At 71.2% G+C, this 17,217-nt stretch carries 9 protein-coding genes; 6 read left to right on the top strand and 3 right to left on the bottom strand.

Annotation, left to right across the window (positions count from 1 at the left end; genetic code table 11):
* Positions 1–111: 111 nt before the first annotated feature.
* Together K8U61_RS00705 and K8U61_RS00700 are read right to left on the bottom strand one after the other, a co-directional pair.
* Positions 112–426, bottom strand: coding sequence for a hypothetical protein (locus tag K8U61_RS00705; RefSeq protein WP_224121036.1), 315 nt, complete (start codon positions 424–426; stop codon positions 112–114).
* 69 nt (positions 427–495) lie between these two features.
* Entirely contained in the window at positions 496–1,275 is a 780-nt protein-coding gene (locus tag K8U61_RS00700; protein WP_224121035.1) for an enoyl-CoA hydratase/isomerase family protein, read from the bottom strand.
* Between the two features lie 62 nt (positions 1,276–1,337).
* Between K8U61_RS00700 and glgX the strand changes: the two genes are divergently transcribed.
* Entirely contained in the window at positions 1,338–3,503 is a 2,166-nt protein-coding gene (glgX, locus tag K8U61_RS00695) for a glycogen debranching protein GlgX (protein ID WP_372454160.1), read from the top strand.
* Positions 3,504–3,606: 103 nt separating this feature from the next.
* Here the strand turns inward: glgX and glgP are convergent, their stop codons facing one another.
* Positions 3,607–6,192, bottom strand: a complete 2,586-nt coding sequence (glgP, locus tag K8U61_RS00690) for an alpha-glucan family phosphorylase (RefSeq protein WP_224121033.1) — start codon at positions 6,190–6,192, stop codon at positions 3,607–3,609.
* Between the two features lie 105 nt (positions 6,193–6,297).
* Here glgP and K8U61_RS00685 point away from each other — a divergent pair, with 105 nt between their 5' ends.
* The 5 genes from K8U61_RS00685 to glgB all read left to right on the top strand — a co-directional run bounded on the left by K8U61_RS00685 (position 6,298) and on the right by glgB (position 17,215).
* Positions 6,298–9,699 (top strand): M36 family metallopeptidase, encoded by a 3,402-nt coding sequence (locus tag K8U61_RS00685; protein ID WP_224121032.1) that lies wholly within the window; start codon positions 6,298–6,300, stop codon positions 9,697–9,699.
* A 106-nt stretch (positions 9,700–9,805) separates the two neighbouring features.
* Complete coding sequence (locus K8U61_RS00680) at positions 9,806–11,797, top strand: alpha-1,4-glucan--maltose-1-phosphate maltosyltransferase (protein WP_224121031.1); 1,992 nt, start codon at positions 9,806–9,808, stop codon at positions 11,795–11,797.
* On the top strand, positions 11,794–13,539 hold the full coding sequence (treS, locus tag K8U61_RS00675; RefSeq protein WP_224121030.1) for a maltose alpha-D-glucosyltransferase: 1,746 nt from the start codon (positions 11,794–11,796) through the stop codon (positions 13,537–13,539). The genes K8U61_RS00680 and treS overlap by 4 nt, the downstream gene beginning before the upstream one ends.
* An 8-nt stretch (positions 13,540–13,547) precedes the next feature.
* On the top strand, positions 13,548–15,002 hold the full coding sequence (locus K8U61_RS00670; protein WP_224121029.1) for a maltokinase N-terminal cap-like domain-containing protein: 1,455 nt from the start codon (positions 13,548–13,550) through the stop codon (positions 15,000–15,002).
* Positions 14,999–17,215 (top strand): 1,4-alpha-glucan branching protein GlgB, encoded by a 2,217-nt coding sequence (gene glgB / locus K8U61_RS00665; RefSeq protein ID WP_224121028.1) that lies wholly within the window; start codon positions 14,999–15,001, stop codon positions 17,213–17,215. The genes K8U61_RS00670 and glgB overlap by 4 nt, the downstream gene beginning before the upstream one ends.
* The last annotated feature ends 2 nt before the right edge of the window (positions 17,216–17,217 follow it).

Here is a 17,217-nt window from a genome sequence, read left to right as displayed (position 1 = left end):
TGGCCGAGAAGGCCCCTCCTGTGATCTCGGATGTGCTCGTGAGGCTACCGTCGCGTAGGACACGCGGAAACTCGTGCCGGGGTCGGATTCGTCACAGCGCTGCTGTCACGGTCAGGGGCGGATGATCCGCTCGAGGATCCGACCGACGACCAGGTAGCCGATCGCCGCCAGACCCCAGTTGGCCAGCGCGCTCTTGGTCTGGGCGTCCTTGCCGTCGAAGGTGAAGATCCCGTTGTTCAGGGAGAAGACGCCGAGGTCGAGGGCGTCCGCGACGTCGTGGACGAGCTTGACCAGCGCGTTGTCGGGGTTGGCGTCCAGGGCGATCAGCAGGGCACCCACGGCGAGGAACAGCGCGCACACCACGGCCGCCAGCCAGACCACCTGGCTCACCCGCAGCCGGGTGGCCGCCGTCGCGCCGCCGCTCACCGGCCTCTCCCCTCGACGGGTCCCGGATGTCTTCTCGTCGGTGCTGCCCACACGTGCGCTCTCCCCCGATCAGCGGCCGACGAAACGCGCCTTGCCGGGCCCGTTCTCGACGAAGGACTGCATCCCGATGGTCCGGTCCTCGGTGGCGAAGAGCGCCGCGAACTGCTGCCGCTCGATCTCCAGGCCGGTCTCGAGGTCGACCTCCGAGCCACGGTCGATGCTCTCCTTCGCCGCGCGCAGGGCGTACGCCGCAGCCGCGCTGAACTGCTTCGCCCAGGCCACGGCCTCGTCGTACACGCTCGCGGCGGGCACCACCTTGTCGACCAGGCCGATGGCCAGGGCCTCGTCGGCCAACACGTTGCGGCCGCTGAAGATGATGTCCTTCGCGCGGCTCGGGCCGACCAGGCGGGTGAGCCGCTGGGTGCCGCCGGCGCCCGGGATGATGCCCAGCAGGATCTCGGGCTGGCCGAGGGTCGCGTCGTCGGCGGCGATCCGGATGTCGGCGCAGAGCGCGAGCTCGCAGCCACCGCCCAGGGCGTAGCCGGTCACCGCGGCGACCACGGGCTTGGGGATCCGGGCGACGGCTCCGAACGAGGACTGGAGGGCGCCGGAGCGCTTGACCATGTCGGTGTAGGACATGTCGGCCATCTCCTTGATGTCCGCGCCGGCCGCGAAGACCCGCTCGCCGCCGTACACGACCACGGCCCGGACGTCGTCGCGCTCGGTCGCCTCGAGGGCGGCGGCGCGGATCTCCTCCTGGACCTGCACGTTCAGCGCGTTCATCTTCGGCCGGTCCAGCCGGATCGTCCCGACCCCGTCGGCCACCTCGAGCCGCACGAACTCACCCATCGTCTGCCTCTCCTCTCAACGTCGGTCACGGCATCGTGTCACCATCGGGAAGAATGCAGCCCGTGACCTCAGCCATGTGGACCCACCTCGGGCAGCGCGCGAAGGTGTGGCCCGGCCGCAACTGGCCGCTCGGCGCGACCTGGTCGGCGGAGTCGACGAACTTCGCGGTCTACGCGCCCAACGCGACCGAGTGCTGGCTGTGCGTCTTCGACGACGAGGACGTCGAGACCCGCCACCAGCTCACCGAGCAGTCGCTGGGCATCTGGCACGGCGCGCTCCCGGACATCGCACCGGGCACCCGCTACGGCTACCGGGTCGACGGTCCGTGGGACCCCGCCCAGGGCTTCCGCTTCAACCCGGCGAAGCTGCTGCTGGACCCCTACGCGCTCGCGACCTCCGGGACGATCCGTCCCGAGCCGCCGCTCTTCGGCTACGACCATGCCGACCCCACCCAGCGCAACGAGGCCGACTCCGCGCCGTACACCGCCCGCAGCGTCGTGGTCGACCCGTCCTTCGACTGGCAGGGCGACACCCCGATGCGCCGCCGGTGGCGCGACACCGTCATCTACGAGCTGCACGTCAAGGGCTTCACGCAGCTCCACGACCGGGTGCCCGAGGAGCTGCGCGGCACGTACGCCGGGCTCTCGTCGCCCGCGGTCGTCGACTACCTGCGCGACCTCGGGGTGACCGCCGTCGAGCTGCTGCCCGTGCACCAGTACTTCTCCGAGCCGGCGCTGCTCGACCGGGGCACGTCCAACTACTGGGGCTACAACACCATCAGCTACTTCTCTCCCGACGCCGGTTACGCCGCGTCCGACGACCGCGGCCAGCAGGTCGCGGAGTTCAAGGAGATGGTGCGCACCCTGCACGCGGCCGGCATCGAGGTGATCCTCGACGTCGTCTACAACCACACCGCGGAGGGTGGTCCGAGCGGCCCGACCATCTCCTTCCGCGGCCTCGACGACCGCGGCTTCTACAAGCGGGTCAAGCCGGCCGTCGACACCGCGACCGGGACGACGGCGTACGACGACACCTACTGGGACGTCACCGGCTGCGGCAACACCGTCGACACCAACGACCCGCTGGCGCTGCGGCTCATCCTCGACTCGCTGCGCTACTGGGTCACCGAGATGCACGTCGACGGCTTCCGCTTCGACCTGATGTCGGCGCTGACCCGCACCGGCTACGACATCGACATGAACTGCCGGCTGCTCGTCGCGATCGGCCAGGACCCCGTGCTGCGGCACGTCAAGCTGATCGCCGAGCCGTGGGACGCCTCGATGGACGGCTACCTCGTCGGCCGGATGCCGCCGCCGTGGACCGAGTGGAACGACCAGTACCGCGACGAGATCCGCGACTTCTGGCGCAACCACTCCCCCAACGTCCGGACCGTCGCGACCCGGCTCGCCGGCTCCTCCGACCTCTACGCCGACGACGGGCGCTCGGCGTACAACTCGATCAACTTCATCACCGCCCACGACGGCTTCACCGCGCGCGACCTCGTGACCTACGAGCACAAGCACAACGAGGCCAACGGGGAGGACAACCGCGACGGCACCGACAACAACCGGTCCTGGAACCTCGGCCACGAGGGCGAGTCCGACGACCCGGCGCTGGTCGCCGTACGCCGGCGGCAGCTGGCCAACATGATGGCGACGCTGTGCCTGTCCAACGGCGTCCCGATGATCACCGCCGGCGACGAGCGCGGGCGCACCCAGCGCGGGAACAACAACGCCTACTGCCAGGACAACGAGATCTCGTGGGTCGACTGGCGTCCCGACGACGCGTGGCTCGACGTCTACGAGATCACCAAGGCCGCGCTGCGGCTGCGGCGCGAGCACCCGGCGCTGCGGCAGCGGCACTGGTTCGAGGGGCGGCCGGCGATCGCCGGCGGCCCCAAGGACCTCGCCTGGATCCACCCCTCGGGCCGCGAGATGGCCGACGACGACTGGCACGACCCGAACCTGCGCACGATCGGCATGTTCGTCTCCGGCCGGCCGCTGCGCGCGCCGGGCCGGCACGGCGAGCAGCAGGTCGACAAGTCCTTCATGCTCTGGTTCAACGCCGACTGGCTGCCCACCTCGCTCTCGCTCCCCGAGAACGACTGGGTGCAGACCGGCGAGGTCGTGCTCTCCACCGACTTCCGGCTGCCCGTCGGCACCCAGGTCCGCGCCGGCGACCGGATCGCCCTGGGCCGCCGTACCGTCGTGGTGCTCCGCGAGGTCTGACTCCTCGCCGAGTCGGCGCCATCTCACCCTCGAGTCGGCGCTGATTCTCCGAACTCGAGGGTGAGTCAGCGCCGACTCGGGGGTGAATCAGCGCCGACTCGACTCAGGGGACGGCTACCACGCCGAGCTCGGCCGTCGAGGCGAGCAGGTCGTTGCGCGGGACGACGCGCACGGTGTAGCCGAACGAGCCGGAGTGGTCGAGGACGACGTCGCCGTCGAAGCGGTGCCGGCCGCCCTCGTAGCTCTCGGCCGCGGCGAGCAGCGCCGTGGTGGTGTCGACGAGGTCGTCCTCGCCGGTACTGCGGCCGTGGACCAGCTGCACCTCGACGTCGGCGGGCGCGAGGTCGCCGAGCGCCACGAAGGCGCGGACGCTCATCACGTCGCCGACCTCGGGGGCGTCGCTGACGCCGCTGCTCTCGACGTGCTCGACGCGGACGCCGGCCCAGCCGGTGCGCACCTTCTTCTTCCACGCGGCCAGCTCGACGGCGCCGGCGTAGTCGGAGTTGAGGCGGTGGGCGGTGCTGGCCGCCGGCGCGTAGAGCTCGCGCACGTAGTCGCGCACCATCCGGGTCGCGAGGACCTTGGGGCCGAGCGACTTGAGCGTGTGGCGGGTCATCTCGATCCACCGCGTGGGCACGCCCTCGTGGTCGAGGTCGTAGAAGCGCGGGGCGACCTCGTTCTCGATCAGGTCGTAGAGCGCGTGCGCCTCGAGGTCGTCGCGGTGGTCGATGTCCTCGACGCCGTCGGCGGTCGGGATCGCCCAGCCGTTGTCGCCGTCGTACCACTCGTCCCACCAGCCGTCGAGCACCGAGAGGTTGAGGCCGCCGTTGAGCGCGGCCTTCATGCCGGAGGTGCCGCAGGCCTCGTAGGGACGGAGCGGGTTGTTGAGCCACACGTCGCAGCCGGGGTAGAGCGGCTGCGCCATCGCGATGTCGTAGTTGGGCAGGAAGACGATGCGGTGCCGGATCGCCGGGTCGTCGGAGAGCCGGACGATGTCCTGGATCAGCTTCTTGCCGCCGTCGTCGGCGGGGTGCGCCTTGCCGGCGATGACCAGCTGGATCGGGCGCTCGGGGTGGAGCAGCAGGCTCTTGAGCCGCTCCGGGTCGCGCATCATCAGCGTCAGCCGCTTGTACGACGCCGCGCGCCGCGCGAAGCCGATCGTCAGCACGTCGGGGTCGAGCGCGCCGTCGATCCAGCCGAGCTCGGCCCGGGCGGAGCCGCGCTTCTCCCAGGACCGGGTCAGCCGGCGGCGGGCGTCGTGGACGAGACGCTCGCGCAGCTGGCGCTTGACCGCCCACATCTCCGCGCCGGGCACCTTGTCGACCGCGGCCCAGAAGCCGTCGGTGTCGTCGCTGTCCGGGTCGGCGCCCTGACTGGCGGCGAGCGCGATGACCTCGCGGGCCACCCAGGTCGGCGCGTGGACGCCGTTGGTGATCGAGCCGATCGGCACCTCGGCCTCGTCGAAGGCCGGCCAGAGGCCGTTGAACATGCCACGGCTGACGTGACCGTGCAGCTGCGAGACGCCGTTGGCGCGCTGGGCGAGCCGGAAGCCCATCACCGCCATGTTGAAGACCGACGGGTCGCCGCCGGCGTAGTCCTCGGTGCCGAGCGCGAGCACCTGGTCGACCGGGACGCCCGGGGTCGGGCCGGCCTCGCTGAAGTACTGCTCGACCAGCGTGCGCGGGAAGCGGTCGATGCCGGCCGGGACCGGGGTGTGCGTGGTGAAGACGGTCGAGGCGCGGCCGACCTCGAGGGCGGTGTCCCAGTCGAGCTTCGGGCCGCCCTCGGCGACGGTCAGCTCGCGGATCCGCTCCAGGCCGAGGAAGCCGGCGTGGCCCTCGTTGGTGTGGAAGACCTCGGGCGCCGCGTGGCCGGTGAGCCGCGAGAAGGCGCGGATCGCGCGGACGCCGCCGATGCCGAGCAGCATCTCCTGGCGCAGCCGGTGCTCGCTGTTGCCGCCGTACAGGCGGTCGGTGACGTCGCGGTAGTGGTCGGGGTTGCCCTCGACGTCCGTGTCGAGGAGGAGCAGCGGCACCCGGCCGACGCTGGCGACCCAGACACGAGCGAGCATCTCGGGCCCGTCGGGCAGCGCCAGGGAGATGACCGCCCGGGAGCCGTTGTCCTCGCGCAGCGCCGAGATCGGCAGGCCGTCGGGGTCGAGGACGGGGTAGGTCTCCTGCTGCCAGCCCTCGCGGGAGAGCGACTGCTTGAAGTAGCCGTGCTTGTAGAGCAGGCCGACGCCGATGATCGGGACGCCGAGGTCGCTGGCGGCCTTGAGGTGGTCGCCGGCGAGGATGCCGAGACCGCCGGAGTACTGCGGCAGCACGGCCGTGATGCCGAACTCCGGGGAGAAGTAGCCGATCGCCTTCGGGCCCTCGACGCCCGCGGCCAGGCGGCGCTGGTACCACCGGTCGCCCGTCAGGTAGTGCTCGAGGTCGGCACGTGCCCCGGCCAGCTGGTCGAGGAAGCCCGCGTCGGTCGCGAGCTGCTCGAGCCGCTGCCGTCCGACGGCGCCGAGGAGGCGGGCCGGGTCGTGGCCCGTCGACTCCCACAGGTCGGGGTCGACGGCGGCGAAGACGTCCTGCGTCTCCGGGTGCCAGGACCAGCGCAGGTTGCCCGCGAGATCGCCCAGCGCGGCGAGCGCGGAGGGCAGGACGGGACGGACGGTGAATCGACGGATCGCACGCACACGGGGACGGTACCGCCAGATCCTTGGAACGATCAAAGGTTCGCCTGAGATCGCTCTGGACCGGCCGTCCGCATAACGAACGGACCCGTTCGCCGTTGGCGGGGCATGCCTCCCACCTCCCGCCGTACGCCGCGCCACCGCGCGGTCGTGCTCACCGCCTGCGCCGCGCTGCTCGCCACCGCCGTGCCGTCGCTCGCGCAGCTGCCCACCGCCGATGCGGCCCCCGCCGGGGCCGCGGCGGTCGACGACACGCTCGGCACCCTCGCCGACGCCGTCCCCGGACTCTCCGACCTCGACGCCCGTGGGACCGCCGTCCCGTCGGCGGCCCAGCGCACCGCCGCGCGCGACCTGGGGGCGGTCGACGTCCGCTGGAACCGATTCGGTACGCCGGCCTCGATCCTCCCGACCGACGGCGTGCTGGCGCGGTCGACCTCCGACGACCCGGCCGTCGCCGCCCGCGCCTGGCTGCGCCAGCACGCAGCCCTCTTCGGCCTCACCGCCGCCGGGGTCGACGACCTCGAGCTCGTCAACAGCCAGCGGCTCGCCCAGAGCGACGCCCGCGCGGTGCTCTTCCGGCAGCGCTTCGGCGACCTCGCGCCGGCCCTGGCCAGCATGGTCACCGTCGGCGTTGCGGACGGCGAGATCGCCTACGTCTCCTCCTCCATCGTGAAGGCGAGCGGCACCGCACCGGCCGCGACCCTCTCCCCCGTCCAGGCCTTCGCCGCGGCCGCCGCGAACGTCGGGCGCGCGCTCACCGGAGGCACGGTCGCCGACGTCACCAGCACGGTGGCCGGCGGCTGGACCCGCCTCACCGTGCCCGGCTACGACCGCGAGCAGCTGGTCCGGCTGCGCGCCCTGGCCCTCGCCGACGGCACCGTCCGCCCGGTCTTCGAGACCAACGTGGTCGACACCCAGAAGGGCTCGACCTTCGCCTACACCGTCCTGGTCGACGGCGTCACGGGCGACGTCCTCCACCGGGAGAACCAGGTCGAGAACAGCTCCGACGCCTTCCAGTTCCAGGGCGAGGTCACCGCCACCGACTGCGGCCCGAAGCACGAGTTCGAGCTGACCGACGACAACACCAAGCAGATCGTCGCGGTCGCCGCCGAGGTCAACACCGTCAACGACATCGAGGTCAAGCTCTTCGACCCCGACGGCCAGCTCCTCGTGACCGGCGACCTCGGCACCAGCCCCGAGACCGCGACGTACACCGCGGACGCGATGCCGAAGGGCATCTACACCATGCAGGTCTGCCCGTACGCCGACCCCACGGTGCCCTTCGTCGGCCCCGGCACGTACGTCGCCGGCGTGACGACCAGCGACGCCAGCGGTCCGTCGACCGGCGACGCGGGCTTCCCCTCGCGCTGGCGCTACTTCACCGCCAACCCCTCGCTCGACTACTCCCCCGACACCACCCCGAAGAACTCCGTGATCGGTTGCTGGGTCGACGCCGACGGCTGCACCTCGCCGGCCGGCTCGCTGCGCAACGTGGCCGCGCCGGGCCCGTGGGACGCGGTCGCCGCGACCGGGGTCGGCTCGATGACGACGATCGGCAACAACGCCAACACCCACGAGGCCTGGGCCGACCCGCTCGCGCCCGGCGGCCTCGAGCAGGCGCCGATCTCGCCGACGCGTGACTACACCACGGAGTTCACCGACGCCTGGAACAACTCCGGCTGCGACCCGACCCAGCTGGTGCCCGGCGGCAACGACATCGACGCCGTGGTCACCAACCTCTTCGTCGCGCACAACCGGATGCACGACTACGCCTACTACCTGGGCTTCACCGAGGACAACTACAACCTCCAGCTCGACAACCTCGGCCGCGGCGGCACCGGCGGCGACCAGGAGATCGGCAACGCGCAGGCGGGCGCGCTCACCGGCGGCCAGCCGCTGCTGCTCGGCCGCGACAACGCCAACCAGATCGCGCTGCAGGACGGCGTACCGGGGATCACGAACCAGTACCTCTTCCAGCCGATCGCCGGCTCGTTCTACTCCCCCTGCGCCGACGGCGCGCTCGACATGAGCATCGTCGGCCACGAGTACACCCACGCGATCAGCAACCGGATGATCGGCGGACCCGACGAGGGCATCACCTCCGAGCAGGGCGGCGCGATGGGCGAGTCCTGGGGCGACCTGACCGCCGGCGAGTACATGTTCAGCCACGGCTACTCCACCGGCGCGAAGAACCCCTGGGTGGTCGGTCCCTACGCCACCGGCAACCAGACCAAGGGCATCCGCGACTACGCGATCAACAAGAACCCGCTCAACTACAGCGACTACGGCTTCGACTCCACCGGCCCCGAGGTCCACGCCGACGGCGAGATCTGGAACGGCACCCAGTGGCAGGTCCGGCAGGCGCTGGTCACGAAGTGGAACAAGCGGTTCCCGTACGACGACCGCAAGCTCCAGCTGCGCTGCGCCCAGGCGACCTCGACGAGCAGTCCGCTGCCGGCCGACCAGTGCCCGGGCAACCGCCGCTGGATCCAGCTCATGTTCGACGCGTTCCTGCTCCAGCAGGGCGCGACGTCGATGCTCGACGCCCGCGACGCGATGATCGCAGCCGACCAGATGCGCTTCGGCGGCGCGGACAAGGCCGCGCTCTGGGCCGCGTTCGCCAAGCGGGGCATGGGCGCGAAGGCCTCCACCCCGGACGCCGACTCCGACCAGCCCACGCCGAGCTTCACGACGCCGACGGGCCGCAACGGCACCGTCCGCTTCGTCACCCCCTCGGCCGGCAAGCTCTACGTGGGCCGCTACGAGGCCCGGGCCACCCCGATCGCCAAGACGACGACGTTCACGCCGGGGCGCTACCAGATGGTCTTCGCCTCGCCGACGACCGGATTCACGCGCTTCACGATGAAGGTCGGCACCGGCAAGCAGACCGTCCGGGTCCCGGGTGCCCGCAACCTCGCGAGCGCCGGCAACGGCGCGACGGTGATCGACGCGACCGCCGGATCGCTCAACGCGGCGTCCCTGATCGACGGCACCGAGGCGACGGCCTGGGGCGGCGTCTCGGACACCACGGTCGACGCGACCAAGCCGTACGTCGCGGTCGACCTGGCCGGCGGCACCCACGTCGTGCACCGGGTGCAGGTGAGCGCGATGCTCAACCCGGCGCCCGCCGACGACTCCGGGGTCCCGCTGGCCGCCGACGACGACCCCGACTCCGGGTCGCGCTTCACCGCGCTGCGCCGCTTCGCGCTCGAGGCGTGCGTCACGGCCTGCTCGTCGGACGCGGCGGTGTGGAAGCGCTTCTACACCTCGCCGGGAGACGCCTTCCCGGCGCTGCGGCCCCGACCGGTCGCGCCCGACCTGACGCTTCGCTCGTTCGCCGTACCGGCCACGAAGGCCGCGGCGATCCGGCTGGTCGCGCTGGACAACCAGTGCACCGGCTACGCGGGCTACGCGGGCGAGCAGGACAACGACCCGACCAACGCGACCGACTGCGCCACGGCCTCCGACCGCGGCACGATCGTCCACGCGGCGGAGCTGCAGGTCTTCTGACCGACCGACGAGACGGGCTGTTTCCGCTCCCGGGTGACGGGTACGCGGGAGGAGTCGGCGCTGCACCCTTGCCGACCCCTCCCGCACCCTCGCTAGGTTGGAGATCATGGTCGGACGCATCCCCGTCATGGACGTCATGCCGCTGGTCGATCTCGGTCGACTCCCGGCGAAGGCGACGGTCGGCGAGCCGTTCCCGGTGAGCGCATCGGTGTTCCGGGAGGGCCACGACAAGCTCGGCGCCGAGGTCGTGCTCACCGCGCCGGACGGCCGGCGCAGGCCGCCGGTCCGGATGGAGAAGGACCCCGAGGTCCCGGACAGGTACGCCGCGTGGGTGACCCCCGACCTGCCCGGCGCCTGGACCTTCGAGATCGTCGCCTGGTCCGACCCGGTCGCGACCTGGCAGCACGCCGCCGGCATCAAGATCCCCGAGGGCATCGACGTCGAGCTGATGTTCACCGAGGGTCGGCTGCTGCTCGAGCGGGTGATCACCACCCTCGACCCGCGCGACCCCGGCTCGGCCGACGCCTCGACCGTGCTCCAGGACGCGATCGAGGCCACCACCGACACCAAGCGCCCGGTGGGCGCCCGGCTGGCCGTGCTCCAGGCGCCCGAGCTGGTCGGGGTCCTCGCCACCCACCCGCTGCGCGACCTGATCACCGTCGAGGGTCCCTACCCGGCGTACGCCGACCGCACCCGCGCCCTCTACGGCAGCTGGTACGAGTTCTTCCCCCGCTCCGAGGGCGCGACGAAGGACGTGAAGACCGGCAAGGTCACCAGCGGCACGCTCACCACCGCCGCCAAGCGGCTCGACGCCGTCGCGGCGATGGGCTTCGACGTCATCTACCTGCCGCCGATCCACCCGATCGGCGAGGTCAACCGCAAGGGCCCGAACAACACCCTCGACCCCGGTCCGGACGACCCGGGCTCGCCGTGGGCTATCGGCTCGAAGGACGGCGGCCACGACGCGATCCACCCCGACCTCGGCACCTTCGCCGACTTCGACGCCTTCGTCGCGCACGCCACCAGCCTCGGCCTCGAGGTCGCCCTCGACCTCGCGCTGCAGGCGGCGCCGGACCACCCGTGGGTGCGCAGCCACCCCGAGTGGTTCACCACCCGCGCCGACGGCACCATCGCCTACGCCGAGAACCCGCCCAAGAAGTACCAGGACATCTACCCGGTCAACTTCGACAACGACCCGAGCGGCATCTGCGCCGAGGTGCTGCGGGTCGTGCGGCTCTGGATGTCCCACGGCGTCCGGATCTTCCGGGTCGACAACCCGCACACCAAGCCGCTGGCCTTCTGGGAGTGGCTGCTCAAGGAGATCCGGTCCACCGACCCGGACGTGCTCTTCCTCTCCGAGGCCTTCACGCGCCCGGCGATGATGCACGGCCTGGGCGCGATCGGCTACCACCAGAGCTACACCTACTTCACCTGGCGCACCGCCAAGTGGGAGCTCGAGGAGTACCTCACCGAGGTGTCCCACGAGTCCGACCACCTGATGCGGCCGAACTTCTTCGTCAACACCCCCGACATCCTCCACGCCTACCTGCAGTACGGCGGCCCGGCGGCGTTCAAGATCCGCGCGACGATCGCGGCGCTCTCCTCCCCGAGCTGGGGCGTCTACGCCGGCTACGAGCTCTTCGAGCACGTCGCGGTGCGACCCGGCAGCGAGGAGTACCTCGACTCGGAGAAGTACCAGATCCGGGTCCGCGACTGGGACGGCGCCGCGGCCGAGGGACGCACGCTCGCGCCGTACCTCACCCGGCTCAACGAATTGCGCCGCGCCCACCCCGCGCTGCAGCTGCTGCGCAACGTGAGCATCCACTGGAGCGATGACGAGAACATCCTCGTCTTCAGCAAGCAGGCCACCCTGCCCGACGGCAGGAAGGACACCGTGATCGTGGTGGTCAACGTCGACCCGCACGCCGCCCGCGAGACCGTCGTCCACCTCGACCTGGCCGCGATCGGCGCCGGCGACTCCTTCGCCGTGCGCGACGAGATCACCGGCCAGGAGTGGACCTGGGGCGAGCACAACTACGTCCGCCTCGACCCCTACTCGGAGCCGGCCCACGTGCTGACGGTGAGGAGCGCCCGGTGACCCAGGACTCCCCCGAGACCTCCACCGAGGTCCAGGTCCTCAACGAGCGCACCCCCGACTGGTTCAAGAGCGCCGTCTTCTACGAGGTCCTGGTCCGTGCGTTCCGCGACTCCAACGCCGACGGCACCGGCGACTTCCGCGGCCTCGTCGAGAAGCTCGACTACCTCGAGTGGCTCGGCGTCGACTGCCTGTGGATCCCGCCGTTCTTCCCGAGCCCGCTGCGCGACGACGGGTACGACGTCGCGCACTACACCGAGGTCCACCCGGAGATCGGCACCATCGACGACTTCCGCTACTTCCTCGGCGAGGCGCACAAGCGCGGCATCCGGGTGATCATCGACTTCGTCATGAACCACACGAGCGACCAGCACGAGTGGTTCCAGCAGTCGCGCACCGACCCGGACGGCCCGTACGGCGACTTCTACGTCTGGTCCGACACCGACGAGCTCTACCAGGACGCGCGGATCATCTTCGTCGACACCGAGCCGTCCAACTGGACGTGGGACCCGGTCCGCCAGCAGTACTTCTGGCACCGCTTCTTCTCCCACCAGCCGGACCTCAACTTCGACAACCCGAAGGTCCACGACGCGATCCTCGACGCGATCCGCTTCTGGCTCGACATGGGCATGGACGGCTTCCGCCTCGACGCGGTCCCCTACCTCTACGAGCGCCCGGGCACCAACGGCGAGAACCTCCCCGAGACCCACGAGATGCTCAAGAAGCTCCGCAAGGTCGTCGACGACGAGTACCCCGGCCGGATCCTGCTCTGCGAGGCCAACCAGTGGCCGCAGGACGTGGTCGAGTACTTCGGCGACTTCTCGGTCGGCGGCGACGAGTGCCACATGGCCTTCCACTTCCCGGTGATGCCGCGCATCTTCATGGCGGTCCGCCGCGAGTCCCGCTTCCCGATCTCCGAGATCCTCGAGCAGACCCCGGCGATCCCGGACAACTGCCAGTGGGGCATCTTCCTGCGCAACCACGACGAGCTGACGCTCGAGATGGTGACCGACGAGGACCGCGACTACATGTGGGGCGAGTACGCCAAGGACCCCCGCATGAAGGCCAACATCGGCATCCGCCGGCGCCTCGCTCCCCTGCTCGACAACGACACCAACCAGATCGAGCTCTTCAACGCGCTGCTCCTCTCGCTGCCCGGCTCGCCCGTCCTCTACTACGGCGACGAGATCGGCATGGGCGACAACATCTGGCTCGGTGACCGCGACGGGGTCCGCACGCCCATGCAGTGGACCGCCGACCGCAACGCCGGCTTCTCCTCGGCGACCCCCGGCAAGCTCGACCGCCCGGTGATCCAGGACCCGGTCTTCGGCTACCAGTCGGTCAACGTCGAGGCCCAGCTGGAGAACGCCTCCTCGTTGCTGCACTGGACCCGCCGGATGATCCACGCGCGGCGCAACCACGCGGCCTTCGGGCTGGGCGAGTTCCACGACCTGGGCGGCTCCAACCCGTCGGTGCTGTCCTACGTGCGCGAGCACGTCGACGCGGACGGCAACGAGGACGTCATCCTCTGCGTCAACAACCTCTCCCGCTTCCCGCAGCCGGTCGAGCTCGACCTGCGCCGGTTCGAGGGACGACGGCCGATCGAGCTGCTCGGGGGCGTGCCCTTCCCCGAGATCGGCGAGCTCCCCTACCTGCTCACCCTGGCCGGCTACGGCTTCTACTGGTTCCGGCTGACCGCCCCCGAGACGACCACGCTGTCCAGCGAGGAGGGCCCGCTGCTGTGACCACCCCCATGTCCGAGGTAGAGCCCGAGGTGTTCGCGAGATACCTGGAACGCACGCGCTGGTTCGGCGGCAAGGGCCGTCCGTTCCGGGTCGCGTCCGTGCGCCGGGTCGGCGCCGTGCCGGCCACGACCGACGGCGACCCCCAGGTCGTCATCGACCTGGTCGAGGTCGCCTACGACGACGCGTCCGGCGGCAGCGAGGTCTACCAGGTGCCGATGGCGCTCTACACCGACCCCGAGACCCGGCTCGACCACGCCTTCATCGGGTGGTGGGAGGAGCCGGCGTACGGCTGGGTGCACGCGTACGACGCCCTCCACGACCGCGAGGCGATGGCCCTGTGGCTGCGGGCGTTCGACCGCGCGGCGGGTTCGCCGGGCGGCAACCTCAACGACGACAGCGGCCTGCGCTTCCACCGCATCGGCGACCACGCACTCGACCTCGAGACCCACTCGACGCTCTTCTCCGGCGAGCAGTCCAACTCCTCGGTGGCCTTCGGCGAGGACGCGCTGATGAAGGTCTTCCGCAAGATCACGCCGGGGGTCAACCCGGACATCAGCGTCCACGACGTGCTGACCCGCGCCGAGTCGACGCACATCGCCTCGCTCTACGGCTGGCTCGACTGGGTCGACAGCGACCCCGCCAGCAGCGTCGAGGGCGGTGCGGAGGACGGCACCGGCACCACCCTCCAGCTCGCGATGCTCCAGGAGTTCCTCCGCACCGCCAGCGACGGCTGGGACCTCGCGCTCGCCAGCGTGCGCAACCTCTTCGCGGAGGCCGACCTGCACGCCCACGAGGCCGGCGGCGACTTCTCGGGCGAGGCGACCCGCCTCGGCCAGGCGCTGCGCGAGGTGCACGGGGTGCTCGCCGAGCACTTCCCGGTCGACCGGCTCGCCCCGGCCGCGGTCGCCGAGCTCGCCGACGCGATGGACGCCCGGCTCGACGAGGCGCTCCAGGTGGTGCCCGAGCTGGCCCAGCACACCGACGCGCTGCGGGCGGCGTACTCCCGGCTGCGCGAGCTGGAGGGAGTCGACGTCCAGCAGATCCACGGCGACCTGCACCTCGGCCAGACGCTGCGCACCAGCCTGGGCTGGAAGATCGTCGACTTCGAGGGCGAGCCGGCCAAGCCGCTCGCCGAGCGGCTGCTGCCCGACTCGCCGTGGCGCGACGTCGCCGGCATGCTGCGCTCCTTCGACTACGCGCCGCACGTCGTCGAGCGGCAGTTCGCCGAGGACCACCCCGACGGTGGCGAGCAGCGCGCCTACCGCACCGAGGAGTGGGCGCACCGCAACCGCAACCACTTCCTCACGGCCTACGCCGGCGGCGAGCTGAGCGATGCCGAGCGCGTGCTGCTCGACGCGTACGTCGCCGACAAGGCGGTCTACGAGACCGTGTACGAGACCCGCAACCGTCCGGCCTGGGTGGCGATCCCGCTCGCGGCCGTGGCGAGGATCGGAGCCGCATGACGCCCCAGAAGCCCACCGAAGCCACGCCGCAACCGCTCGAGGTCGGCACCGCCGAGCTCCACCAGGTGGCCCACGGCGAGCACGGCAACCCGCACGGCGTGCTCGGCCCGCACCCGCACGACGGCGCCGTCACCGTCCGCGTGCTGCGCCCGCTCGCGACCGCGGTGAGCGTCCGCTGGGACGGCGGCGAGGCCGAGCTCCACCACGAGCACGAGGGCGTCTGGGTCGGCGTGATCCCGCTGCCGGACGTGCCCGACTACCGGGTCGCGGTGCGCTACGACGCCGACGAGACCGTCGGCGACGACCCCTACCGCTTCCTGCCCACGCTCGGCGAGATGGACCTCCACCTCATCAACGAGGGCCGCCACGAGCAGCTGTGGGAGGTCCTCGGCGCACGGGTGCACCACTACCCCGGCGCGCTCGGCCCGGTGTCCGGCACCTCCTTCGCGGTGTGGGCGCCGGCGGCCCGGGCGGTCCGGCTCAAGGCCGACTTCAACAGCTGGGACGGCCGCGAGCACCCGATGCGGCAGCTCGGCACCTCCGGCGTCTGGGAGCTCTTCGTCCCGGGCGTGGGCTCCGGCACGGCGTACAAGTACGTCATCCTCGGCCCCGACGGCGAGTGGCGCGAGAAGGCCGACCCGATGGCGTTCTGGGCCGAGAAGCCCGCCGACACCGCCTCGAAGGTCTTCGAGTCCGACTACGCCTGGGGCGACGACGCCTGGATCACCGCGCGTCCCGACCGCTCCCCCGTCAGCGAGCCGATGAGCGTCTACGAGATGCACCTCGGCTCGTGGAAGAAGCACCACGACGGCCGCTACTGGTCGTGGGCCGAGCTCGCCGAGGAGCTCCCGGCGTACGTCGCCGGCCTGGGCTTCACCCACGTCGAGCTGATGCCGGTGATGCAGCACCCGTTCGGCGGCTCGTGGGGCTACCACGTGACGTCCTACTTCGCGCCGGACGCGCGGTTCGGCGACCCCGACGGCTTCCGGCTGCTCGTCGACCGGCTGCACCAGGCCGGCGTCGGCGTCATCCTCGACTGGGTGCCCGGCCACTTCGCCACCGACGAGTGGGCGCTGGCCCGCTTCGACGGCACCCCGCTCTACGAGGACCCCAACCCGCAGCGCGGGTGGCACCAGGAGTGGGGCTCCCACATCTTCAACTTCGGCCGCCGCGAGGTGCGCAACTTCCTCTACGCCAACGCGCTCTACTGGCTCGAGGAGTTCCACGCCGACGGGCTGCGCGTCGACGGCGTCGCGTCGATGCTCTACCTCGACTACGCCCGCAAGGACGGCGAGTGGACGCCCAACATCCACGGCGGCCACGAGAACCTCGAGGCGGTGCAGTTCCTCCAGGAGATGAACGCCACCGTCTACAAGCGGGTTCCCGGCATCACCACGATCGCCGAGGAGTCGACGTCGTGGCCCGGCGTCACCCGGCCGACGTCGGCGGACGGCCTGGGCTTCGGCTTCAAGTGGAACATGGGCTGGATGCACGACACCCTCGGCTACCTCGCCCGCGAGCCGATCCACCGCTCCTACCACCACGGCGAGATGACCTTCGGGCTCGTCTACGCCTTCTCCGAGAACTTCGTGCTGCCGCTCAGCCACGACGAGGTCGTCCACGGCAAGGGCTCGCTGCTGCGCAAGATGCCGGGCGACCGGTGGCAGCAGCTGGCCAACCTGCGCGCCTACCTGGCCTTCATGTGGGCCCACCCCGGCAAGCAGCTGCTCTTCATGGGCGGCGAGCTGGGCCAGGAGTCGGAGTGGGCGGAGTCGCGCGAGCTCGACTGGTGGCTCCTCGACCACCCCGAGCACCGGGGCGTGTCCGACCTGGTCCGCGACCTCAACGCGGCGTACGTCGGGTCGCCGGCGGTCTGGCAGCGTGACCACGACCCGGCCGGCTTCGAGTGGATCGACGCCAACGACGCCGGCCGCAACGTCTTCACGTTCGTCCGCCACGGCGAGGACGGCGCCCCCGACGTGGTCTGCGTGGCCAACTTCGCCGCCGTCCCCCACGACGACTACCGGCTCGGCCTGCCGTCGGCCGGCGAGTGGGAGGAGATCCTCAACACCGACGCCGAGACCTACACCGGCTCCGGCGTGGGCAACTTCGGGTCGGTCACCGCGGTCGAGGGCGAGTGGTCGGGGCAGCCCGCCCACGCCACGATCGTCGTACCCCCGCTGGCGACGGTCTGGTTCCGCAAGCGTCGCTAGGG

This window comes from Nocardioides mangrovi (genome assembly GCF_020073815.1).
Taxonomy (GTDB): Bacteria; Actinomycetota; Actinomycetes; order Propionibacteriales; family Nocardioidaceae; genus Nocardioides; species Nocardioides mangrovi.
Note: the sequence above shows the minus strand (reverse complement) of the source record. Positions and strands in the feature narration are given on the sequence as shown.

Bases quoted from the DNA above. Each gene is read 5' to 3' on its own strand.
- K8U61_RS00680 (WP_224121031.1), top strand. From the start codon at position 9,806: ATGGTCGGACGCATCCCCGTCATGGACGTCATGCCGCTGGTCGATCTC.
- K8U61_RS00700 (WP_224121035.1), bottom strand. From the start codon at position 1,275: ATGGGTGAGTTCGTGCGGCTCGAGGTGGCCGACGGGGTCGGGACGATC.
- K8U61_RS00670 (WP_224121029.1), top strand. From the start codon at position 13,548: ATGTCCGAGGTAGAGCCCGAGGTGTTCGCGAGATACCTGGAACGCACG.
- K8U61_RS00685 (WP_224121032.1), top strand. From the start codon at position 6,298: ATGCCTCCCACCTCCCGCCGTACGCCGCGCCACCGCGCGGTCGTGCTC.
- glgB (WP_224121028.1), top strand. From the start codon at position 14,999: ATGACGCCCCAGAAGCCCACCGAAGCCACGCCGCAACCGCTCGAGGTC.